The sequence below is a fragment of the Actinoplanes palleronii genome (genome assembly GCF_016862315.1).
Taxonomy (GTDB): domain Bacteria; phylum Actinomycetota; class Actinomycetes; order Mycobacteriales; family Micromonosporaceae; genus Actinoplanes; species Actinoplanes palleronii.
Genome location: NZ_BOMS01000040.1, coordinates 52172 through 78402, shown reverse-complemented (window position 1 = coordinate 78402; position 26231 = coordinate 52172). Strand labels below are relative to the sequence as shown.

Below are 26231 nucleotides of genomic sequence, written 5' to 3'. Positions count from 1 at the left end.
AACATGCCGCGGGCGGTAGGCTCGCGGCATGTCGGCACCCCAGAGCGTGTACGAGGCGGTGCTGCACGCGGCCCGCGACGTGACCAGGCTGGACTGCGCGCTGGACGCCGAGATGCTCGGAACCGCGTTGCTCGGCAGCGTGTATTCCGTGGCGCCCGGTGATCGGGCGGCCGCGGTGCGTGAGTTCGTCACCGAGTTCCTGACCGCGACCGGCCGGCGACCGGACCCGGCCGCCGAGACCATCCGCGAGGTTTTCGCGACGCTGGTGCCGGACGCCACCGGGGCCGCCGAGGTCGGGCACGGCGCGCGAGGCCCGTCCTGGGCCGCCCAGTTGGGGCGGGTCCGGCCGACCGGCTGCTATTCGTACGGCGACGTGTACGGCGACCAGACGTCCTACCTGGTCACTTACGCGTACGAGGACAGCGTCGCCGGTGGACCGGAGCACGCCGTGGTGGCCCTGGTCGACCACAACATCGGCATCCTCAAGGACATCTTCGTCGCCGCCTCGGCCGAGCGGATCCTCGCCCAGGTCCGGACGGTGTGCGAGCACGACGACCTGACCTGGTTCCGCGACGAGGACCCCGGCCGGGCCCGCGACGAGGTGGACCGGCACCTGGAGATCACCGACGACCTCGGCGACCTGCCCGCGGACGGCTCGCTGGCCACCGACCGGGCCCTGGCCGCGGCCCGGCTGGCACTGCTGCCCGCGGCGACCACGCCGCCGCTCGCCGAGCCGACCGGACCGAACCTCCCCGAGCTCATCCGCGACTTCCTGGCCTCGCCCGAGGCCAGCCGCGCCGGGCTGAGCGGGCCGGACGCCGACCAGCCGTCCCTGCAGTTCTGCGTCGGCCTGCTGCTGGACCACGCGGCCACCCTGCCCGGCGGCGACCCGCTGCGCTGGAGCCCGGCGGTGGCCGGCCTGTTCCTGCTGGACTGGGTGCACCGCCGTGCCGTGCTGGACATCGACGACGCGGCCATGCTGCCGCGGGTGGTGCGCGCCTGGTCGGGGTATGCGACCTGGCGGCGCGGGCTGCCCTCGGCCGCGATCGCCGAGACCGAGGCCGAGGTGGAGAAGCTGGTGCCGGAGTTCGCCCGGCTCTACACCACCGGCGAGCGGCGCAGCCCGGCCACCGCCGCGGTGGCCCAGCTGATCTCCGAGGGTGTCGACCCGAACGACGCCGCGGCGATCGACGCGTGGCTCGAGGCCAACGGGGACCGCCTCGGCGACGAGTGAGCCGGCCTCAGCGGTGGTTCATGTGATGGTCGTCGGAGGCCGGGTCGGCGTGGTGCCGGCCCATCCGTGAGCTGCGCTGCAACGCCGAGATGTTCTCGTCGTCGAGGGTGTGCTCGGCGCGGTGGTGACCGCGGTACGGGCGGTTGGTGAGCCGGCTCTCCTCGGAGCGGGGCTGGACCATCGACCGGCGGACGTTGCGTCCCTCCGGATGGCCGTACTCGAGGAGCCGTGCGGCGTTGACGTGGGGCTGGCGTTCGGTCACTGCTGACCTCCGGCTGGAGTCGGACCGCCGGTCGACCGGTCGGTGCTGGTGGAGTCGTTGTCGGCACAGTCGTTGGACAAATCCGCGTTATCTGAAGAATCCGGTTTGTCCGATGGGGAATGGTCACTGTCCGGGTCCGGCCGTCCCGGCGAGGCCAGGAAGGCGCCGGACACCCGGGGCGCGCGCCGGGCCAGCGAGTCGTTCCAGTCCTCGTCGGGCACCTCGGGCAGCCCTGGCACGGTGGGGAACACCGTTGCCGGGGCCGGTCGCGACACCCCGCCGTCGGTGGACCCGCCGCGCGGATCCACATCGGAACGCGTCGGCGCGGGGCGCGGCGGATCGTCCGGCACCCGCGGCAAACCGGGCACCTCGGGCATCCTGGGCGCCCCGGTGCTCGGCGGGCGCGGTGTCGACACGCCGGGCGGCTTGGCGGGCTCAGTGTCGGAATCGGACGGGGCGACGCTCGGATCGTCGTACCCAAAAGGGTTTTTCGGTGGGGTTGCCGGTCGCACCGGACCGGAGGCGGCGGGCGGCAGGAACGGCGCGTCCATCGCGTCTTTCCGGCCATTGTGGGCGATCTCGCTGGTCCCGGCGGTGATCACCGCGAGGGTCGGCACCGAGGCCAGGCCGACCAGCATCACCACCATCAGGAGATATCTGCGGGTCGGGCCGGAGAAGCCGTGGTCCTCGCGGTAGACACCGTTGATCCGCTTCCGGAGCACCTTCAGGGGCGGCTCGAAGCCGTCGTCATCGGGTAGGTGCGGCACGCGGGTGTCCCTCTCCAACCAAAGATCAACCTAGATCCGTCTCGGTCAGAGGGATGAACGACGCATCGGGCATTCGGCAGCGGCAAGGTGTGGCCATTCGTACCGTAGTGACAGTACAAAAGTTACTAAATCGGACAAATACTGTTAACGATGCGTGGGCAGAAAATCTTTATTCGTGATCCACGCACTCTGTAACCCTCCTCACTCCCTCTGTCAGGATGGGGACCGACGGCACCGCCGCCGTCGCCTTCCGCCGACAAGCGGGGCAACGGCGGGCCGTCCCGGCAGGGACACGGTTCAAGCCGGTACGCCGCGCGGCAGCCTCACCCGGTCCATGCGCGGTACCCAGTGGTTCCGCCTCGCGGCCGGGCGACACCCGACGCGGGCGCAGAGAGATACAGGGAGACACGGATGGCGAAAGGCGAACGCAAAGCCGGTGCAACACGACCGGCGGCGCCTGCTTCAGGTGGCGCGGGGGATCAACACCCCGCAGACGCCCCGGCCGGCGGCTTCGTCCAACTGCTCACGCCCGACGGCGAGCACCTCGGCAGTGTCACCACCGCGGACGGAACCACGTATGCCGTCGATTTCACCGTCGACGAGTACAAGGGGCTGTACCGGGACCTGGTGACCGTACGCCGGCTCGACGCCGAGGCCACTGCTCTGCAACGTCAGGGTGAGCTGGGGCTCTGGGCCAGCCTGCTGGGCCAGGAAGCGGCGCAGGTCGGCTCCGGCCGGGCGCTGCGCAAGCAGGACATGGCTTTCCCCACCTACCGCGAGCACGGCGTGCTGTACTGCCGCGGTATCGACCCGATCATGCCGTTCGGCCTGTTCCGCGGCGTCGACCAGGGCGGGTGGGACGCGAACGAGCACAAGTTCAACAGCTACACCATCGTGATCGGCTCGCAGACGCTGCACGCGACCGGGTATGCCATGGGCGTCACCATGGACGGCAAGACCGGCACCCCGGACGGCGAGGCCGTTATCGCCTACTTCGGCGACGGCGCGACCAGCCAGGGCGAGGTCAACGAGTCGTTCGTCTGGGCCGGGGTGTTCAACGCCCCGATGGTCTTCTTCTGCCAGAACAACCAATATGCGATCTCCGAGCCCTTGGAGCGGCAGACCCGCATCCCGCTCTACAAGCGGGCCGGCGGCTACGGCTTCCCGGGCATCCGGATCGACGGCAACGACGTGCTGGCCAGCTACGCGGTCACCCGCGCCGCGCTGGACAACGCCCGCAACGGCCAGGGCCCCACGCTGATCGAGGCGTACACCTACCGGATGGGCGCGCACACCAGCTCGGACGACCCGACCCGGTACCGGATCGCCAGCGAGGTCGAGTCGTGGCGGGCGAAGGACCCGATCGCGCGGGTCAAGGCGTTCCTGGCCAAGCAGCAGATGGGCGACGCCGACTTCTTCGAAGAGGTCGACGCGACCGCCGGCAAGCTCGCTCTGGACCTGCGCGAACGGGTGCTGGCGATGCCTGATCCACAACCGGTCACGATGTTCGACCACGTCTATCCGAACGGCTCGCCGGAGCTCGACGAGCAGCGCACCGCGTTCTCCGCGTACCACGCGACGTTCGAGGGGAGTGGGCACTGATGGCCGACAAGATCACTCTGGGCAAGGCTCTCAACCACGGCCTGCGCCGCTCGCTGGAGAACGACCCGAAGGTCGTGATCATGGGTGAGGACGTCGGCAAGCTCGGCGGCGTCTTCCGGATCACCGACGGCCTGCAGAAGGACTTCGGCGAGGACCGGGTCATCGACACCCCGCTGGCCGAGGCCGGCATCGTCGGCACCGCGGTCGGCCTGGCCATCCGCGGGTACCGGCCGGTCTGCGAGATCCAGTTCGACGGGTTCGTCTTCCCGGCGTACAACCAGATCGTCGCCCAGGTGGCGAAGATGTTCTACCGGTCCAAGGGCAAGGTCCGGGTGCCGATGGTGATCCGGATTCCGTACGGCGGTGGCATCGGCGCGGTCGAGCACCACTCCGAGTCGCCCGAGGCGTACTTCTCGCACACCCCCGGTCTCAAGGTGGTGAGCTGCTCCAACCCGGCGGACGCGTACACGATGATCCAGCAGGCGATCGCCTCGGACGATCCGATCGTGTTCTTCGAGCCGAAGCGGCGCTACTGGGAGAAGGGCGACGTCGAGCTGGACGCGCCGCTCGCCGACGCGTACCCGCTGCACAACGCGCGGGTGGCGCGGGCCGGGTCGGATGCGACGCTGCTGGCGTACGGCCCGATGGTCCGGGTCGCGATGGACGCCGCGGCGGTCGCCGCCGAGGACGGCCGGCAGCTCGAGGTCATCGACCTGCGCACGCTCTCGCCGGTGGACTATCCGGTGATCTTCGAGTCGGTCCGGCGTACCGGCCGCGCGGTCGTGATCCACGAGGCGCCGGGGAACCTGGGCCTGGGCTCCGAGCTGGCCGCCCGGATCAGCGAGGAGTGCTTCTACTCCCTCGAGGCTCCGGTGCTGCGGGTGACCGGTTACGACATCCCGTACCCGGCGGCCCGCTCGGAGGAGGAGTACCTCCCCGACCTGGACCGGGTCCTGGACGCCGTCGACCGTTCGTTCGGCTGGTGACCCGGATGTCCACGCGGATCAAGGAATTCAACCTGCCCGACCTGGGCGAGGGCCTGACCGAGGGCGAGATCCTCGCCTGGCTGGTCAAGGTCGGCGACACGATCGAGCTGAACCAGCCGATCGTCGAGGTGGAGACGGCGAAGGCGGCCGTCGAGATCCCGGCGAAGTGGGCCGGCGTGGTCACCCGGATCTTCCACGAGGCCGGTGTCACGGTCGAGGTGGGCAATCCGATCATCGCGATCGACACCGATCCCGGTGCCGGGCCGCTGGCCGTGTCGCCGCCCGCGGCGTCCTCGACCGAACCGGCCGAGGAGGTCATCGAGGCGGGACTGATCGGTGGGCCGGCTCCCGGCGGGCGCACTGCGGTTCTCGTCGGTTACGGACCGCGGGAGGCCAGCGGAAAAAGGCGACCCCGCATCGGTACGGCGTCAGCCGCCCCGGTGGCGGCTGCTCCGGCTGCTCCCGTCCCCGCTGCGCCCGTCCCGGCTGTTCCCGTTCAGGCTGCTCCCGCACCGGCCGTCCCCCCGGCGGCACCGGTCCGGAGCGGGCCGGTGCTGGCCAAGCCGCCGGTCCGGAAACTGGCCCGGGACCTGGGTGTCGACCTGGCCACGATCCAGGGGACCGGGCCGGTCGGTTCGGTGACCCGGGAGGACGTACAAAAGGCCGCCGAAGGCGCAGCGCAACCGGCAGTCGCGCCGGCGACCGCGCCCGCCACCTCCGTCGCGGTCTTCGACGCCTCTCGCGAGCAGCGCATCCCGGTCAAGGGCGTGCGCAAGCTCACCGCGGAGAACATGGTGGCCTCGGCGTTCACCGCGCCGCACGTCACCGAGTTCCTCACCGTCGACGTCACCCGGACGATGAAGGCGCTGGACAAGCTGAAGGCCCGGCCGGACTTCGCCGAGCTGCGGGTGTCTCCGCTGCTCATGGTGGCGAAGGCGGTGCTGCTCGCGGTCAAGCGGCACCCGATGGTCAACTCGTCCTGGTCGGCGGCGACGAACGAGATCGTGGTCAAGGAGTACGTGAACCTCGGCATCGCCGCGGCGACCGAGCGCGGACTGATCGTCCCGAACGTCAAGGACGCCGGCCGTCTCACCCTGCGGGAGCTCGCCGAATCACTGAACGGGCTGGTCCGGACGGCGAAATCGGGCAAAACCACACCGGCCGACATGTCGCACGGCACACTCTCGATCACCAACGTGGGCGTGTTCGGCATCGACACCGGCACCCCGATCCTGCCGCCCGGCGAGTCGGCGATCCTGGCGTTCGGCGCGATCCGGCCGACCCCGTGGGTGCACAAGGGCAAGATCAAGGTGCGTCAGGTCACCACCCTGGGGCTCTCCTTCGACCACCGGATCGTCGATGGCGAGCTGGGCTCGAAGTTCCTCCGGGACATCGGTGTGTTCCTCACCGACCCGGAGGCGGCAATCCTGGCGTGGACCTAAGGACTTTCGGCCTGAAGTTCACCTGACCTTCGATTGTTAAACAGGTGACCCGGATTACCCCCTAATTAGTTGGCAAGATTCACCGCTGCGGCGGACACTTGAGGCACACCTGAGACGTGCGCCTACGGTGTCCGCCACAAGCGGGCCGGGGGCGGCACGTCGTAGACACCGGCTCACCGCCGGAGAAACGAGCACGTGTCATGAGCATGATCGAGCGGTTCCGTCAGCGTCGCCAGGTCAGTCGTCAGAACCGGGACATCGACCGCGCCATGCAGAACGCGATGACCCCGGCCATGCGCAACGAGATCGCGATCTTCGCCCAGCGCCGTCAGCCGTTCTAGGCCGCACGTGCGACAACCAGCCCGCCCGCGTCACCCGGGCGGGCTGTTTCGTATCGGCGACCGTGCCGACACCCCGCGTGGCGTTACCTCAGTGGCGTACACCGGGATTTTCTCTACGGCGAACGCCCGGTACGGTTGAGCACTGGTTCCCCGTCCGGTGAGGCCGTTCGGATGGGTGACCAGGGCTCCCGACGGCGACATGCCGGCGCGCCCAGCAGGCCTGGCCTGGAAGCTGGCACGACCCTGGGCGGAAGGTCGCGACGGGGTCGCGTCCGTGCGAAGCTGGCACGGCCGCATCGATGAGGAGGCGCGTATGACGTCCGAGGGGCAGCACGCCGGTCAGCCGGCCGAGGCCACGTCGGGCGGACCGGATTCCGACGGGCAGCGAGTTTCGGGCCGTGCTTCGGCTCCGCCTCCCGCCGAGGGAGTCCCCACGTCGTACGGTCCCCCGCCGCAGACGGCACCGGGCGGCGGTTCGCCGTTCGTCGTGCCCGCGGTCTCCACCTTCGGTTCCGGGTCCAGCCAGGCCGGTACGCCGTACGGCTCGGCTCGTGTGCCGCAGCCGGACGAGGCGTCACCGTACGGTTCGGTGTCCCCCGAGGCGGCCTCGCCGTACGGATCGGTGTCGCCCAGCGCGGCCGGGTCCACCTACGGGTCCGCTTCGCCGTCACCGTCACCGTCTTTCGACCAGGGCTCGCCGTACGGGCAGCAGCAGTCGCCCTACGGCCAGCAGCCCGACGCGTCGCCGTCGGCCTGGGCGCCGCCGGGCACACCTGCTCCCGCGCCGGCCGATTCGCCGTTCGGGCCGGCCGGTTTCACGCCGCCCGGCCGGGCTTCCGCGTCGGTGCCGGGTGCCAACCCGTTCGCGCCGCCGTCCGCTTCTTCTCCGGAGGCTCCCGCGTTCCCGCCGCCGTCCAGCAGCTCACCGGGTTTCCCGCCGCCCTCGGGCAACGGGTTCCCGCCGCCGTCCGGCGCGGCCTCGGACTACCCGCCGCCGGCCTCCGGCAACGCACCGGCCTTCCCCCCGCAGCCGGGCAGCGCCTCGCCGTTCCCGCCGCCGTCGGGTGGCTCGCTGAACTTCCCGCCGCCGTCCGGCCCGGCTTCGGACTACCCGCCGGCCTCCGGCAACGCACCGGCCTTCCCCCCGCAGTCGGGCAGCGCCTCGGCGTTCCCGCCCCCGTCGGGCAGCGCTGACGCGTTCCCGCCGCCGTCCGGTGAGACGTCCGGTTTCCCGTCGCCGACCACGAGCAACGGGCTGCCCACGCGGACTCCGGGCGCCTCGGCCGCCGCGGCCGACCAGTCGACCTTCTCCGCCTTCGGCGACCAGAAGGGCCGCGTGCCCGGCGCCACCCTCACCGACGTTCCGGACGCCTCGGCGGCCCGGCCAGGCCTGACCGGGCCGGCTGACAACAGCTGGCTCAGCAACGCCGCCCGCCCGGCCGCGGAAGCGTCCGGCACGGCGACACCGCCGCAGCAGCCCGGCTCCACCACGTTCCCGACCCGCCAGGGCGACAGCGGCGGGTTCCCGCTGCGCGCGCCGGCCGGGCCTAGCGCCGACGGGGAGACCCCCAACCTCGACCTCCCGGTCCGCAGCTCACCGGGGTATGCCGCCTCCGGCCCGTCGCCGTTCGGCGACTCGCCCTACGGCACGGCTCAGGCCTCGAGCGACTCGCCCTACGGCACGGCTCAGGCCTCGGCCGACTCGCCCTACGGCACGTCGCAGCCCTCGGCGGACTCGCCTTATGGCGCGTCGCCGGCTTCGGCGGACTCGGGTTCCGAGCAGCCGCAGGTCAACCCGTCCGGGTTCCCGCAGCGGGTGCCCGGCGCCGGGCTGAACTCCGGTGGTTCGATCTCTCCGCTCGCCTCCACCCCCGGTGCGAATGCGGCCCCGCAGCAGTCCGGGTCACCGTCGTTCCCGCCGGCCGGGTCGGCATCGTTCCCGCCGGCTGGTTCCGCTGCGGCGTTCCCGCCGGTCGGTTCCGCTGCGGCGCCCACCTCCGGGTCCGCCTCGGTGCCGGTCGGGTCCGTCTCGGTCCCGCCCGCCGGTTCCGCCTCGGTGCCCGGTTCGGCCTCGGTCTCCCCGGCCGCCGCCGGCTCGGTGCCGCAGCCGCGGGATGCTGCCGCGGCCCGGCCCGCTTCCGGTTCGGCCCGCCCGGTGACCGCCAGCGTCTCGGTGCCCGGCCGGGTCAACCCGCCGGCCGACGGGGCCGAGGTCCCGCCGGCCAGCGCCGCGCCGCAGGCCCGGGTCTACGGCCGTCCGGCGCCCGCCGCCGACGAGCCCGAGGAAACCCCGGAAGCCCCGGAGGCTTCGCCGTACGGCGGGTCGCCCTTCCCCGGCGCCCGGATGCCGGAGACCTCGCCGTTCGAGTCGCCGGAGTCCAGCGGCGCCTACGGCAACCCGTTCGGCCAGAGTCAGGGCCAGCAGAGCCAGCAGAACCAGGGGCAGGAGACCGACGATCGCGGCCAGGCGGCCGACGACCGTGGTTTCCCGCCGCCCACCTCCCGCTCGGAGGGCTACGGCTCGTTCCCGCCGCCGCAGCGCGGCGAGGAGAGCTCCGGGGGTTACAGCCCGTTCCCGCCGTCGCAGCGCAGCGAGGAGAACTCCGGCGGATACTCGCCGTCGCAGGGCGAGGCCCCGGGAGCCGCGCCGCAGTCGCCGGCTCGGGCCAGTGCCCGCGCCTCGGCCAGCGCCCGCGTCTCACCGCCGGAGCCGGCCGCGCCCACCGCGCCGACCAGCCCCGCCGCCGGCAGCGCCCGGGTGGCACCGCAGGACGGCAACTCGCCGTTCTCGGCGCCCCCGTTCCCGCAGTCCGGTGCTCCGGGTGGACTGCACGGCTCGCCGGCCGAGGACGTGACGTTCCCGCCGCCGTCGTCCTCGTTCCCGGGCTCGGCCAGCACGTTCCCGGCGTCCGGCGCACCGAGCCCGTTCTCCGGCCCGCCGGCCACCTCGAACCCGTTCGGAGAGCGGCCCACGCCGAGCCCGTTCGGCCAGCCGCCCGCTTCGAACCCGTTCGGGACGCCGGCCGCCACCTCGGGCGCGCCGACGCAGTACGGCACGCCGCAGGGCTCGCCCACCTACGGCACCCCGCAGGAGGCTCCGACCTACGGCACCCCGCAGGACGGACCGACCTACGGCACGCCGGCGGAGGCGCCGACCTATGGCACGCCGCAGGGCGCGCCGGCCTGGGGTGACTTCACCAGCGCGGCTCCGGCCGCGCCCGGTTCCGACCACTTCAGCGAGCACACCACCGACGTCTCCGGCCGTGGCAACTCGCCGTACGTGCCGGCGCCGGCCCTGCCGCCGATGCCCGGTGCGCCGGCTCCGGGTTCCGACCCGTTCGGCGGCACCGAGCAGTTCGGTTCCTCGGACCCGTTCGGCGCCAACCCGGCGGCCCGGGCCACGGTCACCCCGCCCGGCCCGGAGGACACCACGAGCTGGCCCGGCCCGGGTGAGAGCCAGTTCAAGGCGGAGGAGCCCGCTCCGGCGCCGAAGACCGCGGTCAAGACCGGCCCGGTCACCCTGTTCGTGGTGCTCGGCGCGGCCCTGCTGCTGGCCATCGTGTTCGGCCTGACCTGGCTGATCTCCTCGGGTGGCGACGACTTCGACGTCAGCCAGGGCGACTGCGTGAAGAACGGCGACAAGGTCACCGAGGTGGCCTGCACCGAGTCGGGCGCCTACAAGGTCGCGCAGATCGTCGACGCCAAGGACCAGTGCACCGACAAGGCGCAGCCGTACATCGTGGCCGACAAGAAGGTCTTCTGCCTCACCAAGCCCAGCTAGCCGACCGTCGGGACGCCGTGCCGGGAGACCCTCGACACGGCGTCCCGACGTCGTTGCGGCCCGATCCGGGCGCTGAGGCACGATGGTCGGATGACTTCTCGCGTGCGTGCGCCCGAACTCAAGGGACGCGGCTGGCTCAACACCGGTGGGAAGGCTCTCACCCTGGCCGACCTCCGCGGCAAAATCCTGGTTCTGGACTTCTGGACGTTCTGCTGCATCAACTGCCTGCACGTCCTGGACGAGCTGCGCCCGCTGGAGGAGAAGTACGGTGACGCGCTCGTCGTGATCGGCGTGCACTCCCCGAAGTTCGAGCACGAGCGCGACCCGAAGGCGCTGGCCGCCGCGGTCGAGCGGTACGGCGTGCACCACCCGGTCGTCGACGACGGCGACATGCACCTCTGGCAGCAGTACGCCGCCAAGGCCTGGCCCACCCTGGCCGTGGTCGACCCGACCGGTTACCTGGTCGCCTCGATGGCCGGTGAGGGTCACGCCGAGGGACTGTCCCGGCTGATCGACGAGCTGGTCGCCAAGCACGAGGCCGACGGCACCCTGCACCGCGGCAACGGCCCGTACGTCCCGCCGCCCGCACCGGACGGCCTGCTCCGCTTCCCCGGCAAGGCGATCGAGCTGCCGAGCGGCAATCTGCTGGTCTCCGACTCGGCCCGGCACTCGGTCGTCGAGCTGTCCCCGGACGCCGAGACCCTGCTCCGCCGGTTCGGCGGCCAGGAGCGCAACCAGCCGTTCAGCGAGCCGCAGGGCCTGGTCCTGCTCCCGCCGAAGGTCGCCGAGGTGGCCGGGTACGACGTGGTCGTCGCCGACACCGTCAACCACCAGCTCCGCGCGATCAACACGACGACCGGCGTGATCACCCTGGTGGCCGGCTCGGGCAAGCCGTGGCGCTCCGCTGTGGACGACCACGCGCACGACGCGCTCGCCGCCGACCTCTCCTCCCCGTGGGACCTGGCCTGGTACGACGACAAGGTCATCGTCGCGATGGCCGGTATCCACCAGCTGTGGTGGTTCGACCCGATCAAGCGCACCGTCGGCGTTTACGCCGGCACCACGGTGGAGGCGCTCCGCGACGGCCCGCTCCCGGACGTCTGGATGGCCCAGCCGTCCGGCCTCTCGGTCAGCGCGGACGGCTCGCGCCTCTGGATCGCCGACAGCGAGACGTCCGCGCTGCGGTATGTCGAGGGCGGCGCCCTGCACACCGCGGTCGGCCAGGGACTGTTCGATTTCGGTCACGTGGACGGCCCGGCGGACACCGCGCTGCTCCAGCACCCGCTCGGTGTCGCCGCCCTGAGCGACGGTTCGGTGCTGATCGCCGACACCTACAACGGCGCGGTCCGGCGCTTCGACCCGGCCGCCGGCCAGGTCTCCACGGTGGACTCCGGCCTCGCCGAGCCCAGCGACGTCCTGGTGACCGCCGCGGGCGAGGTGCTGGTCGTGGAGTCGGCCGCGCACCGGCTGACCCGGCTCGCGCCCGGCGTGGTGCAGACCGTGGCCGGCGAGCGGCACAAGACCGAGCGCCCGCCGTCGCACCTGGCGCCGGGCCAGGTCACCCTCGACGTGATCTTCACGCCGGCACCCGGCCAGAAGCTGGACAGCCAGTTCGGCTCGCCGCTGCGGCTGACCGTCTCGGCCTCACCGGCCGAGCTGCTGCTCGACGGCGAGGGCACCAGCACCGAGCTGTCCCGCACGCTGGTGCTGAATCCGGCCGTCAGCAAGGGCGTGCTGCAGGTGGTCGCTCAGGCCGCGACGTGCGACGTCGACGCGGAGTACGGCGCGTGCCACCTGACCAGGCAGGACTGGGGCGTGCCGGTGGTGATCGACCCGACCGGGCCGGACCGGTTGCCGCTCATCCTGCGGGGTCTTGACGGCTGAACGGTCGTACGAAAAGGGAAGCGGCCTCGAGCCCGGACCGCACCGCGCGGGCCAGCTCGACCGCGCCCACCGTGTCTCCGTGCAGGCAGATCGACCGGACCTGGCAGGCGATGACCGTGCCGTCGGCGGCGACCACCTCACCGTCGGCGGCCATCCGGGTCGCCCGGGTCACCACCGCGTCCGGGTCGTGCACCAGCGCGTCCGGCCGGGACCGGGGCACCAGCCGCCCGTCCGGCAGGTACCCGCGGTCGGCGAAGCCCTCGCCGACCGCGGTCAGCCCGGCCTGCTCGGCCTGCCGGAACAGCACCGACCCGGGCTGGCAGAGCACCGGCAGCGCCGGGTCGTAGGCGAGCACCGCGGCCACCACGGCATCGGCCTGCCCCTGGTCGACCGCGGCGGTGTTGTAGAGCGCGCCGTGCGGCTTCACGTACCGGACCCGGTCGTCGGTCGCCCGGCAGAACGCCTCCAGCGCCCCGATCTGGTAGAGCACGTCGTCGCGTAGCTCACCGAATTCGTAGTCGATCCGGCGGCGACCGAAACCGGCCAGGTCCCGGTAACCGACCTGTGCGCCGATCGCGACACCCCGCTCGGTGGCCGCCCGGCACACCCGATGCATCGTGGCAGGGTCACCGGCGTGGAAGCCACAGGCCACGTTTGCCGAGGTCACGATGCCTAGCAGGGCTTCATCGTCGCCCAGTCGCCAGGCGCCGAATCCCTCCCCGAGGTCGGCGTTGAGATCAACCGCGGTTGGTGTCGACGTCATGGGGAAATCATCTGTCATGGCGAACCGTATGCGGCATCACTACCCGCTAGTAACCTACGCTGCCGTAACCTAGATCCCGTGACTGCCTCAGCCCCGTTCCGGATGAAGCCGACCGACCTCGGCAAGCCGCGACTACGCGGCCGGTTGCATCAATACGCGTTCTTCGTCGCCGCCGTCTGCGGCATCGTGCTCTGCTCGATCGCACTGAGCCGGCCGGGCATCGCCCCGTTCATCAGTTGCCTGATCTACAGCCTCACGGTGTGCGGCCTCTTCGGCATCAGCGCGCTCTACCACCGGCGGGTCTGGAGCGAACGCGGGTACCAGATCATGCGCCGGATGGACCACTCGATGATCTTCATCTTCATCGCCGGCACGTACACCCCGTTCTGCGTGTCACTGCTGGACACCAAGCCCGCCACGATCATGCTGAGCCTGGTCTGGGGCGGCGCCCTGGGCGGGGTGGCGCTGAAAGTGATCTGGCCGCACCTGCCGCGCTGGGCGGGCGCGCCGCTCTACGTGGCGCTCGGCTGGGTCGCGGTCGCGATCATCCCGGACGTGCTGCACGTCGGTGGCGTGACCTGCCTGGTGCTGATGCTGGCCGGCGGCCTGATCTACACGGTCGGCGCGGTGTTCTACGCGCTGCGGCGACCGAACCCCTGGCCGACCGTTTTCGGTCACCACGAGTTCTTCCACGCCTGCACCCTGGTCGCGGCGATCTGCCACCACGTCGCGATCTACTTCGCCCTCTACGCCTGAACCCTTTTCGCCTGACGACAACCGCTCATGGAAACGGCCCGGAGGATTTCCTCCGGGCCGTTTCCACTATCTGAAAATCAAGATCAGCGGTACGCCGGCGGCGGGGGCGGCGGCACGTCGTCCTGACGCACCTCCTGGTATTCGCTCGCGTAGGCGGTGCCGGCGACCGGCGCGCCGGTGGACCGGGTCACCACGGTGCGGCGGCGGGTGTTCCAGAACCAGAGCGTGATGACCAGCCCGGCCAGCCCGGCTGCCATCAGGATCCAGCCGATCACGCTGATGTCCAGGCCACTGATGTCCGCGTTGACGGCGAACGCCAGGATCGCCCCCAGAGCTAGCAGGAAAATGCTTGCGCCGATGCCCATCGGGGCCTCCTCGTTCAGTGTCCAATGCGTCGATCGAGGCATACCCGTACGGGTGAAGTTCCAATCAGGCAAGCTATTCCAATGACCTTGCGGACGCTCATCCTGCTACGCCACGCCAAAGCGGAGACTCCCGGCGAAACACCGGATTTCGACCGGAGTCTCACCGAACGTGGCACATCAGACGCTGACGCGGCGGGGGCCTGGCTGGTGGACGAGCGGGTGCACCCCGACCTGGTGATCTGCTCGGCGGCCAAGCGCACCCGGCAGACCTGGCAGGCCGCGTCGGTGGCGCTGGCACAGGGCGATCCGTCCCGGGGCGCACCCGAGGTGCACTACGAGGACACGCTCTACCACGGCGGCCGGACCGAGGTGTTCGACCTGCTCCGGGCCGTGCCGGAGACCGTCCGTACGGTCCTGGTGGTCGGGCACAACCCGACGGTGTCCGAAGTGTCCGCCCTGTTGATCCCGGACGACCAGTGGGACGGGGTGACGGTCGAGCTGAAGACGTCCGGCCTCGCCGTGCACACCACCGAGCAGCCCTGGACCCGGACCGAGCCGGGAACGATGCGCCTGTCCCGCCGGCACACCGCTCGCGGCTGACAACAGCAAAGGCCGGCGGACGCCTTTGTCCGCCGACCTTTGCTGCTTTTCAGGAGAGTGGGAAAAGCTTCAGGTCAGAACACGTCCTCGGACAGGTCCATCAGGTCCAGGTTGGTGTTCTCGATGATCCGGCGGTCGGAGCCGATCCGGGGCAGGATCTCCCGGGTGAAGAAGCGGGCCGCCGCCACCTTGCCGGTGTAGAAGTTCTTGTCGGCCTGGGTGAGCTCGCCGTTCAGCGCGGTCAGCGCCACGTCGGCCTGACGCAGCAGCAGCCAGGCCAGGACCACGTCGCCCAGGGCGAGCAGGATCCGGCGGGAGGTCAGACCGATCTTGTACAGCTCGCGGGCCTCGCCGCCCTGCACCGCGGCCAGCCAGCCCATCGTCACGCCGAGGATCTGCTGCAGCTCGCCGAGCGCCTTGCCCAGCGCCAGCCGCTCGTCCTTCAGCTGACCGTTGCCGGTCTCGCTGTCGATGAAGCCCTGGATCTCGGTGGCGATCGTGCCGAGCGCCCGGCCGTTGTCCTTGACGATCTTGCGGAAGATCAGGTCGAGGCTCTGGATCGCGGTGGTGCCCTCGTACAGGGTGTCGATCTTCGCGTCCCGGACGTACTGCTCCAGCGGGTAGTCCTGCAGGAAGCCGGAACCGCCGAAGGTCTGCAGCGACTCGTGGCCGAGCAGCTCGTACGCCCGCTCCGAGCCGACGCCCTTGACCAGCGGGAGCAGGAAGTCGTTCACCTTGCTGGCGATCTTCGCGGTCTTCTCGTCGCCGGCCGCCTGCGCGATCGCGATCTTGTCCTGCCACGACGCCGTGTAGATCACCAGAGCGCGCAGCGCCTCGGCGTACGACTTCTGCAGCATCAGCGAACGGCGTACGTCCGGGTGGTGGGTGATGGTCACCCGCGGGGCGGCCTTGTCACCGTTGCTCACCAGGTCGGCGCCCTGTACGCGGTTCTTCGCGTACTCCAGCGCGTTCAGGTAGCCGGTCGACAGGGTCGCGATCGCCTTGGTGCCCACCATCATCCGGGCAGCCTCGATGATCATGAACATCTGCCGGATACCCTCGTGCTTGTCGCCCAGCAGCCAGCCCTTGGCGGGGGTGCCGTGCTCACCGAAGGTCACCTCGCAGGTGTTCGAGACCTTGAGGCCCATCTTGTGCTCGACGTTCGTCGCGTAGACGCCGTTGCGCTCGCCGAGCTCGCCGGTCTGCGCGTCGAAGTGGTACTTCGGCACGATGAACAGCGACAGACCCTTGGTGCCCGGGCCGCCGACACCCTCGACGCCCACCGGGCGGGCGAGGACGTAGTGGATGATGTTGTCGGTCAGGTCGTGCTCACCCGAGGTGATGAAGCGCTTGACACCCTCGATGTGCCACGAGCCGTCCGGCTGCTGGATCGCCTTGGTGCGGCCGGCGCCGACGTCCGAACCGGCGTCCGGCTCGGTCAGCACCATCGTCGAGCCCCACTGCTTCTCGACGAAGAGCTTGGCCCACTCCTGCTGCTCCGGGGTGCCCTCGGTGTACGCCACGTGGGCGAAGGAGGGGCCGGACGCATACATCCAGATCGGGGCGTTGGCGCCGAGAATCTGCTCGGCGATCGCCCAGATCAGGGTCCGCGGGGCGTAGGTGCCGCCCAGCGCGGTCGGCAGCTCCAGCCGCCAGAACTCGGAAGCCATGAACGTCGCGTACGACTTCTTGAACGAATCCGGCAGTGGCGCCGTGTGCGTCGCCGGGTCGAAAACCGGCGGGTTGCGGTCGGCGTCGGTGTAGCTCGCCGCGAGGTCCTCGCGGGCCAGCCGGTTCACCTCGGCGAGCACGTCGCGAGCAGTCTCCGCGTCGATCTCGTCGAACGGCGCCTGACCGAACGCCTTGTCCGCCCCGAAGACCTCGAACAGATTGAACTCGAGGTCACGAAGGTTGCTCTGGTAGTGAGTCATGGTGTTTGGCCCGCTCTCCGAACGCGAGTTACCCGTCAGTAACTAGCACTGTATTACTCATCGGTAGGTAGCGACAACCCGGGTAAGGTTTATGGCCCAACTCACCTGCCCAGGGGACCCGGTCCGTCGGATCGTGGGTCAAACGTCGCCGATCAGGTGGTCACCAGTACAGCCGTTCGGCCATTTGCGTACTTCGAACCCGGAACCACGTATCGCACACCGATGAGGCTCGTTGCTCCGGATAGACAGCGAAGAACGTTTCGCCGCGAGCACTGAGGGGGGCGTCCGCCATGTTCGCCACGTTGAAGAGTCTGATTCCCGAGCCGCGCCAGGCCAACCAGCCGCGCAACTACGTCGGCCGGCATCGCCAGCCTGAACCGGTACCACCACTTCCGGCTCCGATCTCCCCGGCACCTGCGGAGCCGGACGAGAACTCCGCCGCTTAGCTGAGCCTGGCTCCACCTGGAGCTGGGCCTAGCTGCTTTTCAGGGGTCTTCGGGTCGTCGGCCGGGCATTCAGCTGCCCGCCGCTCCGACTTCCCAGCTGGGTACCGGGATGGACGCGCCGGCATCGGGGCCGGCGTACTCCAGCAGCACGAGGGCGATGTCGTCCTCCAGCCGGCCGTGCACCCAGTCCACCAGGGCGGTCTCCAGGGACGCCAGCCCGTCCCCGACCGTGCCGTGGCCCAGCAGACGCCACGCGCGGTCGGCGGTCGGGAAGAACTCGCCGTCCCGGCGCGCCTCGCCGAGACCGTCGGTGAAGAGCAGCAGCCGGTCGCCCGGCTCCAGCCGCTCGACCCGCGCCTTCACCTCGGGCATGAACCCGAGCGGGGGCGCCGGTGCCGGCGGCTCCAGCGGGATGACCAGGCCACGGCGCAGCAGCAGCGGCGCCGGATGTCCACAGTTGACGATGGTCAGCGTCCCGCCGCGCTCCTCGACCAGCGCGGCCGTGACGAAGTCCTCGTCGCCCACGCTGCGGGCCACCGCCCGGTCCAGGTCCGCCACGATCGACTTGAGGTCGGCACGCTCGAACGCGACGTGCCGGTACGACCCCAGCACGATGCTGGCCAGCCGAACCGCGTCCAGGCCCTTGCCCCGCACGTCACCGATGATGATGCGGACCCCGTACGGCGTGTTCAGCGCCTCGTACAGGTCACCGCCGATGTCCGCGGCGGCCGTCGCCGAGATGTACCGGCCGGCCACCGCCAGCGCGCCCACCTGCGGCCCGATCGGCCGGAGCACCGCCTGCTGGGCCACCGAGGCCAGCTGCAGCAGCTCGGCGATCCGCTCCGACTGGCGCTGCCGCATCGTCGCGCCGGCCACCGCGATGCCGGTCGCCAGCATGATGCCGAGCAGGTGCACCATCCCGGCCGGGCCGGACCCACCGGCCTGGCCCACGAAGATCGCGCCGATCAGGGTGGCGACCACCCCGACACCCAGCACGAACTGCCAGACGGCGAACAGCGCGGCCACTATCGGGCCGATCGCGAGCAGTCCCACATAGCCGGCCGAGGTGCTGTCGCCGGACTCCACGGCGGACACGATGGCGAGCAGCACAAAAGCCGCGCCGAGACCGGCGCGGTTCCCTGGGCTCATCGGGCGGCGGCCCGGCGCGAAGGTAGGCATGGTTCCGCGGACAGCATGCCCGATAGACACGGTGTCGGGCATCAAGTTGACCCGTTGTCCGATCAGGTTCTGACCACCTGTCAGTCCTGGGGTCATTCGGTCGGTCCACGAGGGGCGGCGTGACGGTGACACGATGTCCCGATGACCGACGATCTCCGTGACCGGCTGCGCGGCGCGTTCCGCTGGACCGACCCCGGCCCGCCCGCCGATTATCTGGTCAGTGACCGGTCCGGTTGGTGGCGAGATCCGGTGATTCTGGACGGTCTCGGCCCGGCGCTGGCCGACAAGTTCCGGGCCGACCGGCCCACCGTCGTGGTCTCACCCGAGGTGACCGGATTCCTGCTCGGTCCGCTGGTGGCGCGGGCCCTCGGGGTGGGGTTCGTGGAGGCGTTCCGGGCCGGGGCACGCCGGGCCATCGCCGAACCGATGATCTGGGCCGAGGTGCCGGCCGACCATCGCGGCGAGGTCCAGCACCTCGGGGTGCGCAGCCGGCTGCTCGCCGACGACGACCGGGTGCTGGTCGTCGACGACTGGGCCTCGACCGGCGCGCAGGCCCGGGGCCTGCGCGCGCTGGTCGGCGATCGGTACGTGGGCACCGCGGTGATCCTCGACGAGTGCCCGCCCGCGGTCACCGCCGAGTTGACCATCCGCAGCCTGCTCACAGGCTCCGAGATCGACCCGGTGGGTCCACGGTAGAGCTCCGCGCGCTCAGTACTTGCGCTGGTAGCCGGCCAGGGCGCCGCGGGTGATCTGCCAGCCGACGGCGGCGTAGGTGGCCAGGCCCTGCAGCACGTACGGGTCCTGGGAGATCAGCTCCTGGGCCTCGGCCTCGGTGTCCACGTCAAGCAGGATGATGCCGCCGTTCGGCGGGTCCTGCCGGCCCGCGGTGACCGCGAGCCCGCGCTCCTCCAGCCCGGCCAGGAACGTGAGGTGCTGGTCGCGCGCCTGATCGACCTCGGCGAGCGGCTTCTGGTACGTGGAAATCATCAGATACACCGCGTCATCGTAGATCTCCCGGGGATGACCTGCGGGTCAGCGCGGATTGACCGTCTGGATGGTGTCGATTCGCCCCGGGCAAAAGCTATTTTTCAGACATGCAGCTTCAGGCCACCGCAGTTCCCGCGGCAGGACACCACTTTCGTACGGCGATGATGGCCGCGCGTGTCGCCGGCTGGGTGTTGCTGGCGATCACCGCGCTGGTCCAGTTCCTCACCGGCGAGTTCCAGCCCTGGCTGCTGATCGCCGGGACGCTGGTCGCCGTGGTGGTGCCGATGGTGCTGCTCAACCTCGGCACCCGGCGCTAGCGGGTCGGCCAGGTCCGGAAGTTCAGCGCCGAGCGGCTCGCCGTCGGGCCACGCTGACCCTGGTAGCGCGAGCCGTAGACGGCCGAACCGTACGGGTGCTCGGCCGGGCTGGACAGCCGGAAGATGCACAACTGCCCGATCTTCATCCCCGGCCAGAGCTTGATCGGCAGATTGGCCACGTTGGAGAGCTCCAGCGTGACGTGACCGGAGAAGCCCGGGTCGATGAAGCCGGCCGTGGAGTGGGTCATCAGGCCGAGCCGGCCCAGGCTGCTCTTGCCCTCCAGCCGCGCCGCGAGCGGGTCACCGAGGCCGATCACCTCGAGCGTGGACGCCAGCACGAACTCACCCGGGTGCAGCACGAACGGCTGCCCGTCCTCGACCTCGACCTCCGCGGTGAGCTCGTCCTGCTGCTCCGCCGGGTCGATGTGGGTGTAGAGGTGGTTGTTGAAGACCCGGAAGAACCGGTCCAACCGGACGTCGATGCTGGACGGCTGCATGAGCGACGGCTCGAACGGCTCCAGCGAGAGATCCCCGCTTTTGATCGCGGAAACCAGGTCACGGTCGGAGAGCAGCATCGGAACACCATACTTCGCCTGATAACGGCTCCCGGACCGGGCCGACGTCACCCGATCGGCGTGTTCACTGGCCGCCTCGAACGTATGTTCGATAGACTGCCCGCATGGCTTCCTGGTCCGAATTCGCCGCCGCCGAGCCGTCGCTCGCCGCCGGCATCCGTGCGCTCCTGCAGCAGTACGGCCCCGGCATGGGCTACCTCGCCACCCTCCGCCCCGACGGCGGCCCACGAGTGCACCCCGTCTCCCCGGTCTTCACCGACGCCGGGCTGTATTGCTTCCTGGTCAACTCCCCGAAACGCCGCGACCTGGAACGCGACCCGCGCTACGCGCTGCACTCGTACCCGCCGGAGGAGTGTGACGACGAGGCCTACCTGACCGGCCAGGCCCTCCCGGTCCGCGACCCGCAGACCATCACCGCCATCGCCGGTGCCCTGCGCGCCTCCCCCGACGTCGACTGGCGCCTCTTCGAGCTGCACATCGAGTCCGCCACGCTCCGCCAGCACGGCCCGGCCGGAGCCCTGCCCCTGGCCGCCGCCCCACTCCCGATCACCATCGCCCAGTCCTGGCGAGCCACCCGCACACCCTCCCGCCGCCTGGCCATGGCCGGCTGACCACCTTCCTCCGCAAGCCCGCCGGCCCGGATCACCCGCCCGAAGCCGCCGGGCGATCCGGGCCACCCCCGGGGTGACCACATTGCGGGGTGCCCCGTCACCGACCCGGATAATCAGGTACAGTGAGGCCGCTTGCGGGTGTAGTTCAATGGCAGAACATCAGCTTCCCAAGCTGACAGCGCGGGTTCGATTCCCGTCACCCGCTCCAAGGCAGGGGCCCTGTGTCCGCGGATAACGCGGACCGGGGCCTTCTCGCATTTCCCCTGGGGGCCGAGCCCCCAGACCCCGCGTTACGGTGGTCCCGGCGGCTGGGTCCGTTCCGGTTCGCTCGCCTCCGAAGCTTCGCTTCGCCGATTTCTCGGGTCGGGCTACAGGCCCGGGCGGGAGCGCAACTCAGCAACACTGATCGCCAGACCTAAGCGGTCCAGACGATCGAGGACATCGTCGATGCTGCCTGGCGGGTTCGTCCACGAGTCGGCGATCTGTTGCACGGACGCGTAGATCACGCTTCGGTCCAGGCTGATCTGATCGCGAACTGGTTCGTCAGCCGCACCGCGTCGTCCGGTCCGCACCTTGGCTTCGGCCGTCTGCACCGACTGCTGACAGGTGCTCTCCTCAAAGTGGGCGGTCGCTTGGGAACGGCCCGCGGTGAGCGATCATGTAGGCCTCCCTCGGAGGTCCTTCGCGGGACTGATGGGTAGCAGACCGGCGGCGCGGTCACGGCCGTGCCGCCGGGCTATCCGTGACGAGGGTCAGAGCCTTGACTGGCGGCGGGCGGTTTCGGTGCCCAGGCCCAGAAGCAGGGCTGGGGGCAGAGCCGTGATGCTGAGTCCCAGAGCCAGCGCGCTGTAGCTCTGCACGCCCCAGGACATGGCGTAGCCCAGCTCGACCAGCAGGCTGTTCAGGTACAGCAGTCCGAGTGCCAGCGCGACCCGCTCGTCCACCACCAGCCAGATCAGGCCGGCGACGACCAGGGCCATCAGCAGGCCGAACCGGAGGATGCCGGAGACCTCCGGGAACGCCGAGCCCAGGAGCTGGTCGCCGAGGGCGAGCAGGAGCGGGACGATCGGTGCGTACCGAAGAAGGCCTTTGGCGGGCAGCGGTCGGCGACCGACCAGGAACCCCAGCAGGACTGCCGCCCCGAAGAAATCCCAGACGCCGGCGAAGCCGGCCGGAAGCAACACGACGGCAGCGGCCAGGTGCCACCTGCGCGCGACGAGCACCAGCGCGATCAGGCCCAGGACCGGGCCGGCCTGGGTGACCAGCCACGGCGACCAGAGGATCCAGTACTGCCCGTTGAACGCGCGGTCGACAAGAACTCCGGCGACACCGTGGACGATCAGCAGCAACGCACCGACCCGGATCGCGGTCAGCCAGCTCTGCCGGGTCGTGGCACCCGGTGGGCGGCCCGCGCGCATCCGCAGCGCGCTGACCACCAGCGCGAGCACCTCGCGGGGCGCCGGCCGGGAGCGGCCGCTGTCGTCGGCCATCTCGAGCAGCGTGTCCAGCACCTCGGCGCCGCGCTCCCGGCGGAAGTCGGCCGGATAAAGGCGCAGCAGCCGGCCGTAGGTCAACTCCAGCGGGGCGGTCACGCCGGACCGCCCGCGACACGCGGGGTGAAATCCGGGCCACCCGCGACACGCGGGGCGGAGGACGGGCCACCCGCGACGCGCAGGGACCAGGCGGTGACGACACTGGCGGCCTCGGCCAGCCGGACCGCCTCGAAGCGCAGGGCGGCCAGCCCGTCGCCGGTGAGCGCGTAGTAGCGGCGGACCCGGCCGTTCACCGTCTCCTCCTTGACCACCCGCACAAAACCCTCGCCGGAGAGGCGTTCGAGGGCGGTGTAGAGGGTCCCGGTGGCCGGCTTGACCCGGCCGTGCGACAGCTCGCCGGCCCGCTTGATGATCGCGTAGCCGTGCAGCGGCTCGTCCTGCAGCGCGGCCAGGATGAAGTACGTCGGCTCCCGCATGGGATTCGTCATGCCCGGACTCTATACGTAACTCAACTACATATGTAACCCGACTACCTATGCACCGATGTCCAGGAACACGTTGTCGATCTCGCCGGCGAACTGGTCGTTGCCGCGCGCCGGGCCCTTGCCGCCGACCCGCAGCGGTTCGGCGTTCGCGACCGACAGCGCCGGCGGCACCGTCACGGACGCCCGCGGCACCCCGTCCACCAGCATCGTCAGCCGGCTCTCGGTGCGTTTGCACTCCAAGTCGTGCCAGGTGCCGTCGGCCACGTCGATCCGCGGTTCGGCACGGTAGATGACCGCCCGCTGACCGGCGATCACGCAGCTCGGATGCCCCTGCCGGTGATCAACCTGCAGCTTGAACTGACTGACGCCGCCGACCGAGTAGCCCTTCTGCACCACGTTCGCGCCGTCCGCGAGGTCGCCCTGGGTCATCCGGACCGACGCGCCGTAGCGCAGCGTCCGGCGGCCCGGGTTGAGGCTGTCGTCGCGCTGGCCTTCGAGGATCGCCCGCGGGCAGTCCCGCTCCCGGGTCAGGGTGCACCGGTCCGGATACGCCACGGCCAGCCCGGCGCCCTGCGGCACGAGCCGGAGCGCCCCGCCGTTCTGCCCGAGCGGCCGCAGTTCGTGGCCCCCGCCGGCGTCCTCGATCGGCTTGCCGACCCCGCCGTCAAAGTCGTAGCGCAGGGTCACCGGGGCGCTGGCCGTCTGGACCCGGCTCAGATCGGCAGGTGCCGGGAACCGTGTGGTGGTGGGAAGCACACCGGCCGAGGGCGGTGGGACGAGGTGGTAGGCGGGCCGGACGTCGGTGGGTGTGCTGACGGGCCGGGGGGTCAAAAGGAACAGGCTGCCCAGAACCAGGGTCGCTGACAGGGCACCGACCGGAACGGCACGCCGCCGGGAGGGAAACATGGGGTTATTGTCCGCATTGCCAGTTCGCCCTCGTGCCGAAACTCCGGACACCGAAAAGACCACCCGTACGCGTTCGCCCGAAATGCCGAACCTGAAAGGTCCCGCCGTGATCACTCACGAATCGATGCCGCTTCAGCGCGGACGGGCCGCCACCGGGTGCGCCGCGCCGGCCGGTTCGCCGATCACGGCGTGCAGCACGTCATCCAGCGTGATCACTCCGAGCGGTCGGCGACCGTCGCTGACCAGCACGATGTGCAGCCGGTCCCGGCGCATGGTGAGCAGCAGGTCGGCCAGGCTGCGATCCGGCGACACCACGGCGAGGGGCCGGATCACCTCGGCCGGCATCGGCAGCCGGCGCTGGGCACCGGCATAACCCAGGACGTCCTTGACGTGGACGAAGCCCAGCACCCGCCGGGTGTCCCGCTGCACCACCGGGAAACGCGAGCGGCCGCTGCGGGTGGCCACCGTCTCCAGCGTCGCCGGTGACACGTCCGCGGCCACCGTGGTCACCCGCGACCAGGGCAGCAGGGTGTCGGCCGCGGTCCGGCTGTTCAGCCCGAGCGCGGCGTGGATCCGGGCGTACTGCTCCGAGCCGAGCAGGCCCTCGCTGCGCGCCTGGGTGACCATGCCGGCCAGCTCCTCGGCGGTGAAGACGGTCTTGACCGAGTCGGTCGCCTCGATCTTCCACAGCTTCAGGACCATCCGGGACGCCCAGCGCATCGCGATCAGCAGCGGCTTGGTGGCGGTGCAGAAGCCCAGCATGAACGGGCCCAGGATGAGCGCGGAGCGTTCCGGGCCGGCCAGCGTGATGTTCTTCGGCACCATCTCGCCGACCACCGTGTGCAGGAAGACCACCACGGTCAGGGCCAGGACGAACGCGACCGGGTGCACCGCGTTCTCCGGCATCCCGATCGCGTGGAACGGGTCCTCCAGCAGGTGCGCCAGGGCCGGCTCGGCGATCGCGCCGAGCGCCAGCGAGCAGATCGTGATGCCGAGCTGGGCACCGGCGATCATGAGCGGGATCTGGTTCATCGCGGAGAGCGCCCAGCGGGCCGCCTGGGACGTGGCCGCCAGCGGCTCGAGAGCCGTCCGCCGGGAGGCGATCAGCGCGAACTCACCGCCGACGAAGAGCCCGTTGCCGAGCAGCAACACCACGGTGATGATCAGGTTAGTCATCGGACGGGTCCTCCGGCGGCGCGACGACGCGGACCTGTTCGATCCGGTGCCGGTCGACCTCCATCACGGTGAAGTCCCACCCGTCTTCCTCCAGGGACTCGCCGACCACCGGAATGTGGCCGAGCCGGGCGAGCAGGAAACCGGCAAGCGTCTCGTACGGCCCCTCGGGCAGCGCGAAACCGGTCTGCTCGAGCACTTCGTCCTCCCGCAGGAGGCCGTCGACCAGGAACGTCTTCTCGCCGCCCGGTGCGGTCAGCTCGGCCGTGCCGGTCTCGTCGAGCTCGGTGTCGTACTCGTCGGCGATCTCACCGACCAGTTCCTCGATCAGGTCCTCGACGGTGACCACGCCGTCGGTGCCGCCGTACTCGTCCACCACGATCGCCAGGTCGGCGTCGGCGGCCCGGAGCGCGGCCAGCACCTTGTCCAGGCTCAGGCTCTCCGGCACCAGCACCGCCTCGCGGGCCAGCGCGGAGACCTTGGTGGTGGCCCGGCGCTCCGGCGGCACGCCGAGCGCGTCGTTGACCCCGGCCACGCCGGTCACCACGTCGAGGGTGTTCTCGTAGACCGGGAAGCGGGTGTGCCCGGTCTCCCGGGCCACCGTGATCAGGTCGGCGACGCTGGCCGTGGTCTTCAGCCCGACCACGTCGACCCGCGGGGTCATCGCCTTGGCCGCGCGCTTCTCGCCGAACCGGATGGTGCGGCGCATCAGCGTCGCGGTCTCCGACGGCAGCGCGCCGGCCCGGGCGCTGATCGCGGCCAGCAGGCCCAGCTCCTCGGGCGAGCGGGCGCTGGCCAGCTCCTCCTGCGGCTCGATGCCGATCCGGCGGACCAGCCAGTTGGCCGTCCCGTTCAGCGCGGCGATCATCCACTTGAAGAGCGTCGAGAACCCGCGCAACGGGCCCGCGGTGACCAGCGCGATGCCCATCGGCCGGGCCAGCGCCGCGTTCTTCGGCACCAGCTCGCCGAAGAGCATCGAGACCAGGGTCGCCAGCACCAGCGCCAGCACGCTCGTCACGGTCTCGGTGGCCGAACCGGCCAGCGGCTCCACCAGCGGCGTGGTGATCCGGGACAGCGCCGGCTCGGCCAGGCGGCCGGTGAGCAGCGCGGTCACGGTGATGCCGAATTGGGCGCCGGAGAGCTGGAAGGAGAGTGCGTGCAGCGCTCTGCGGACCGTGCCGGCCCGGCGGTCACCCGCGGCGGCGCGCTTGTCGATCTCCGCGCGATCGACGGTCACCAGCCCGAACTCGGCAGCCACAAAAAACGCGTTGCCCACCGTCAGCAGCGCGAAAGCCACCAGCGGGAGCACCGCGGTCAGGAGCAGGCCGTCCATGATCGCTTCACC

26 protein-coding genes and 1 tRNA gene are annotated in these 26231 nt (G+C 70.8%); 13 read left to right on the top strand and 14 right to left on the bottom strand.

What is annotated here, in order from left to right:
- The first annotated feature begins 28 nt into the window (after positions 1-28).
- Positions 29-1234, top strand: coding sequence for a hypothetical protein (locus Apa02nite_RS13920; RefSeq protein WP_203825361.1), 1206 nt, complete (start codon positions 29-31; stop codon positions 1232-1234).
- A 7-nt stretch (positions 1235-1241) separates the two neighbouring features.
- Here the strand turns inward: Apa02nite_RS13920 and Apa02nite_RS13915 are convergent, their stop codons facing one another.
- Together Apa02nite_RS13915 and Apa02nite_RS13910 are read right to left on the bottom strand one after the other, a co-directional pair.
- On the bottom strand, positions 1242-1496 hold the full coding sequence (locus Apa02nite_RS13915) for a hypothetical protein (protein WP_203825360.1): 255 nt from the start codon (positions 1494-1496) through the stop codon (positions 1242-1244).
- Positions 1493-2263, bottom strand: coding sequence for a hypothetical protein (locus tag Apa02nite_RS13910; protein ID WP_203825359.1), 771 nt, complete (start codon positions 2261-2263; stop codon positions 1493-1495). The genes Apa02nite_RS13915 and Apa02nite_RS13910 overlap by 4 nt, the downstream gene beginning before the upstream one ends.
- A 411-nt stretch (positions 2264-2674) precedes the next feature.
- Here Apa02nite_RS13910 and pdhA point away from each other — a divergent pair, with 411 nt between their 5' ends.
- The 6 genes from pdhA to Apa02nite_RS13880 all read left to right on the top strand — a co-directional run bounded on the left by pdhA (position 2675) and on the right by Apa02nite_RS13880 (position 12299).
- The gene (pdhA, locus tag Apa02nite_RS13905; protein ID WP_203825358.1) at positions 2675-3865 is read left to right on the top strand and encodes a pyruvate dehydrogenase (acetyl-transferring) E1 component subunit alpha; all 1191 of its coding nucleotides are present in this window, start codon (positions 2675-2677) and stop codon (positions 3863-3865) included.
- Positions 3865-4851 carry an alpha-ketoacid dehydrogenase subunit beta gene (locus tag Apa02nite_RS13900; protein WP_373872930.1) on the top strand — a complete coding sequence of 329 codons (987 nt, stop codon included), beginning with the start codon at positions 3865-3867 and terminating at the stop codon, positions 4849-4851. The genes pdhA and Apa02nite_RS13900 overlap by 1 nt, the downstream gene beginning before the upstream one ends.
- A gap of 5 nt (positions 4852-4856) precedes the next feature.
- Complete coding sequence (locus Apa02nite_RS13895) at positions 4857-6293, top strand: dihydrolipoamide acetyltransferase family protein (RefSeq protein ID WP_203825357.1); 1437 nt, start codon at positions 4857-4859, stop codon at positions 6291-6293.
- Positions 6294-6493: 200 nt separating this feature from the next.
- Positions 6494-6634, top strand: a complete 141-nt coding sequence (locus tag Apa02nite_RS13890; RefSeq protein ID WP_198171186.1) for a hypothetical protein — start codon at positions 6494-6496, stop codon at positions 6632-6634.
- Between the two features lie 313 nt (positions 6635-6947).
- Positions 6948-10415 carry a hypothetical protein gene (locus Apa02nite_RS13885; RefSeq protein ID WP_203825356.1) on the top strand — a complete coding sequence of 1156 codons (3468 nt, stop codon included), beginning with the start codon at positions 6948-6950 and terminating at the stop codon, positions 10413-10415.
- Between the two features lie 90 nt (positions 10416-10505).
- Positions 10506-12299 carry an NHL domain-containing thioredoxin family protein gene (locus Apa02nite_RS13880; RefSeq protein WP_067701813.1) on the top strand — a complete coding sequence of 598 codons (1794 nt, stop codon included), beginning with the start codon at positions 10506-10508 and terminating at the stop codon, positions 12297-12299.
- On the opposite strand, the gene Apa02nite_RS13875 is transcribed toward Apa02nite_RS13880, so the two are convergent.
- Entirely contained in the window at positions 12274-13062 is a 789-nt protein-coding gene (locus Apa02nite_RS13875; protein WP_239164307.1) for a LamB/YcsF family protein, read from the bottom strand. The genes Apa02nite_RS13880 and Apa02nite_RS13875 overlap by 26 nt on opposite strands.
- 78 nt (positions 13063-13140) lie before the next feature.
- Between Apa02nite_RS13875 and trhA the strand changes: the two genes are divergently transcribed.
- Positions 13141-13818, top strand: coding sequence for a PAQR family membrane homeostasis protein TrhA (trhA, locus tag Apa02nite_RS13870; RefSeq protein WP_203825354.1), 678 nt, complete (start codon positions 13141-13143; stop codon positions 13816-13818).
- A gap of 83 nt (positions 13819-13901) precedes the next feature.
- Here trhA and Apa02nite_RS13865 read toward each other — a convergent pair whose 3' ends face one another.
- On the bottom strand, positions 13902-14183 hold the full coding sequence (locus Apa02nite_RS13865; RefSeq protein WP_067701824.1) for a DUF6458 family protein: 282 nt from the start codon (positions 14181-14183) through the stop codon (positions 13902-13904).
- A gap of 81 nt (positions 14184-14264) precedes the next feature.
- Here Apa02nite_RS13865 and Apa02nite_RS13860 point away from each other — a divergent pair, with 81 nt between their 5' ends.
- The gene (locus Apa02nite_RS13860; RefSeq protein WP_203825353.1) at positions 14265-14783 is read left to right on the top strand and encodes a SixA phosphatase family protein; all 519 of its coding nucleotides are present in this window, start codon (positions 14265-14267) and stop codon (positions 14781-14783) included.
- A 74-nt stretch (positions 14784-14857) separates the two neighbouring features.
- Here Apa02nite_RS13860 and Apa02nite_RS13855 read toward each other — a convergent pair whose 3' ends face one another.
- Both Apa02nite_RS13855 and Apa02nite_RS13850 read right to left on the bottom strand, forming a co-directional pair.
- Entirely contained in the window at positions 14858-16714 is a 1857-nt protein-coding gene (locus Apa02nite_RS13855; RefSeq protein WP_203825352.1) for an acyl-CoA dehydrogenase, read from the bottom strand.
- Positions 16715-17229: 515 nt separating this feature from the next.
- The gene (locus Apa02nite_RS13850) at positions 17230-18339 is read right to left on the bottom strand and encodes a PP2C family protein-serine/threonine phosphatase (protein ID WP_198171187.1); all 1110 of its coding nucleotides are present in this window, start codon (positions 18337-18339) and stop codon (positions 17230-17232) included.
- A 141-nt stretch (positions 18340-18480) separates the two neighbouring features.
- Here Apa02nite_RS13850 and Apa02nite_RS13845 point away from each other — a divergent pair, with 141 nt between their 5' ends.
- Positions 18481-19035, top strand: a complete 555-nt coding sequence (locus tag Apa02nite_RS13845) for a phosphoribosyltransferase (RefSeq protein ID WP_203825351.1) — start codon at positions 18481-18483, stop codon at positions 19033-19035.
- Positions 19036-19047: 12 nt separating this feature from the next.
- Here Apa02nite_RS13845 and Apa02nite_RS13840 read toward each other — a convergent pair whose 3' ends face one another.
- Positions 19048-19326 carry a YciI family protein gene (locus Apa02nite_RS13840; RefSeq protein WP_067702162.1) on the bottom strand — a complete coding sequence of 93 codons (279 nt, stop codon included), beginning with the start codon at positions 19324-19326 and terminating at the stop codon, positions 19048-19050.
- 107 nt (positions 19327-19433) lie between these two features.
- Between Apa02nite_RS13840 and Apa02nite_RS13835 the strand changes: the two genes are divergently transcribed.
- Positions 19434-19643: a hypothetical protein gene (locus Apa02nite_RS13835; RefSeq protein ID WP_203825350.1), complete on the top strand. Its 210-nt coding sequence runs from the start codon at positions 19434-19436 to the stop codon at positions 19641-19643.
- Here Apa02nite_RS13835 and dcd read toward each other — a convergent pair.
- Entirely contained in the window at positions 19640-20218 is a 579-nt protein-coding gene (dcd, locus tag Apa02nite_RS13830) for a dCTP deaminase (RefSeq protein ID WP_203825349.1), read from the bottom strand. The genes Apa02nite_RS13835 and dcd overlap by 4 nt on opposite strands.
- Positions 20219-20322: 104 nt before the next feature.
- On the opposite strand from dcd, the gene Apa02nite_RS13825 reads away from it, so the two are divergent.
- Complete coding sequence (locus Apa02nite_RS13825; protein ID WP_067701838.1) at positions 20323-20829, top strand: pyridoxamine 5'-phosphate oxidase family protein; 507 nt, start codon at positions 20323-20325, stop codon at positions 20827-20829.
- A 134-nt stretch (positions 20830-20963) separates the two neighbouring features.
- A tRNA-Gly gene (locus Apa02nite_RS13820) sits at positions 20964-21037 on the top strand.
- A 160-nt stretch (positions 21038-21197) separates the two neighbouring features.
- Here Apa02nite_RS13820 and Apa02nite_RS13815 read toward each other — a convergent pair.
- The 6 genes from Apa02nite_RS13815 to Apa02nite_RS13790 all read right to left on the bottom strand — a co-directional run bounded on the left by Apa02nite_RS13815 (position 21198) and on the right by Apa02nite_RS13790 (position 26219).
- Entirely contained in the window at positions 21198-21422 is a 225-nt protein-coding gene (locus tag Apa02nite_RS13815; protein ID WP_203825348.1) for a VapC50 family PIN domain-containing toxin, read from the bottom strand.
- Between the two features lie 159 nt (positions 21423-21581).
- Positions 21582-22421, bottom strand: a complete 840-nt coding sequence (locus tag Apa02nite_RS13810) for a hypothetical protein (protein ID WP_203825347.1) — start codon at positions 22419-22421, stop codon at positions 21582-21584.
- Complete coding sequence (locus tag Apa02nite_RS13805; protein WP_239164306.1) at positions 22418-22810, bottom strand: PadR family transcriptional regulator; 393 nt, start codon at positions 22808-22810, stop codon at positions 22418-22420. The genes Apa02nite_RS13810 and Apa02nite_RS13805 overlap by 4 nt, the downstream gene beginning before the upstream one ends.
- Before the next feature lie 45 nt (positions 22811-22855).
- Complete coding sequence (locus tag Apa02nite_RS13800) at positions 22856-23638, bottom strand: LamG domain-containing protein (RefSeq protein WP_239164305.1); 783 nt, start codon at positions 23636-23638, stop codon at positions 22856-22858.
- A 207-nt stretch (positions 23639-23845) separates the two neighbouring features.
- Positions 23846-24889: a hemolysin family protein gene (locus Apa02nite_RS13795; RefSeq protein ID WP_203825345.1), complete on the bottom strand. Its 1044-nt coding sequence runs from the start codon at positions 24887-24889 to the stop codon at positions 23846-23848.
- On the bottom strand, positions 24882-26219 hold the full coding sequence (locus Apa02nite_RS13790; protein WP_067701853.1) for a hemolysin family protein: 1338 nt from the start codon (positions 26217-26219) through the stop codon (positions 24882-24884). Before Apa02nite_RS13790 ends, Apa02nite_RS13795 begins: the two co-directional genes overlap by 8 nt.
- Positions 26220-26231 lie beyond the last annotated feature (12 nt).

Coding starts and splice junctions, on each gene's coding strand:
- pdhA (WP_203825358.1), top strand. CDS start 2,675: ATGGCGAAAGGCGAACGCAAAGCCGGTGCAACACGACCGGCGGCGCCT.
- Apa02nite_RS13790 (WP_067701853.1), bottom strand. CDS start 26,219: ATGGACGGCCTGCTCCTGACCGCGGTGCTCCCGCTGGTGGCTTTCGCG.
- Apa02nite_RS13890 (WP_198171186.1), top strand. CDS start 6,494: ATGAGCATGATCGAGCGGTTCCGTCAGCGTCGCCAGGTCAGTCGTCAG.
- Apa02nite_RS13885 (WP_203825356.1), top strand. CDS start 6,948: ATGACGTCCGAGGGGCAGCACGCCGGTCAGCCGGCCGAGGCCACGTCG.
- Apa02nite_RS13825 (WP_067701838.1), top strand. CDS start 20,323: ATGGCTTCCTGGTCCGAATTCGCCGCCGCCGAGCCGTCGCTCGCCGCC.
- Apa02nite_RS13840 (WP_067702162.1), bottom strand. CDS start 19,326: ATGATTTCCACGTACCAGAAGCCGCTCGCCGAGGTCGATCAGGCGCGC.
- Apa02nite_RS13895 (WP_203825357.1), top strand. CDS start 4,857: ATGTCCACGCGGATCAAGGAATTCAACCTGCCCGACCTGGGCGAGGGC.
- Apa02nite_RS13805 (WP_239164306.1), bottom strand. CDS start 22,810: ATGACGAATCCCATGCGGGAGCCGACGTACTTCATCCTGGCCGCGCTG.
- Apa02nite_RS13860 (WP_203825353.1), top strand. CDS start 14,265: ATGACCTTGCGGACGCTCATCCTGCTACGCCACGCCAAAGCGGAGACT.
- Apa02nite_RS13920 (WP_203825361.1), top strand. CDS start 29: ATGTCGGCACCCCAGAGCGTGTACGAGGCGGTGCTGCACGCGGCCCGC.
- Apa02nite_RS13875 (WP_239164307.1), bottom strand. CDS start 13,062: ATGACGTCGACACCAACCGCGGTTGATCTCAACGCCGACCTCGGGGAG.
- Apa02nite_RS13845 (WP_203825351.1), top strand. CDS start 18,481: ATGACCGACGATCTCCGTGACCGGCTGCGCGGCGCGTTCCGCTGGACC.
- Apa02nite_RS13865 (WP_067701824.1), bottom strand. CDS start 14,183: ATGGGCATCGGCGCAAGCATTTTCCTGCTAGCTCTGGGGGCGATCCTG.
- Apa02nite_RS13900 (WP_373872930.1), top strand. CDS start 3,865: ATGGCCGACAAGATCACTCTGGGCAAGGCTCTCAACCACGGCCTGCGC.
- Apa02nite_RS13835 (WP_203825350.1), top strand. CDS start 19,434: ATGCAGCTTCAGGCCACCGCAGTTCCCGCGGCAGGACACCACTTTCGT.
- Apa02nite_RS13850 (WP_198171187.1), bottom strand. CDS start 18,339: ATGCCTACCTTCGCGCCGGGCCGCCGCCCGATGAGCCCAGGGAACCGC.
- Apa02nite_RS13855 (WP_203825352.1), bottom strand. CDS start 16,714: ATGACTCACTACCAGAGCAACCTTCGTGACCTCGAGTTCAATCTGTTC.
- Apa02nite_RS13795 (WP_203825345.1), bottom strand. CDS start 24,889: ATGACTAACCTGATCATCACCGTGGTGTTGCTGCTCGGCAACGGGCTC.
- dcd (WP_203825349.1), bottom strand. CDS start 20,218: ATGCTGCTCTCCGACCGTGACCTGGTTTCCGCGATCAAAAGCGGGGAT.
- Apa02nite_RS13880 (WP_067701813.1), top strand. CDS start 10,506: ATGACTTCTCGCGTGCGTGCGCCCGAACTCAAGGGACGCGGCTGGCTC.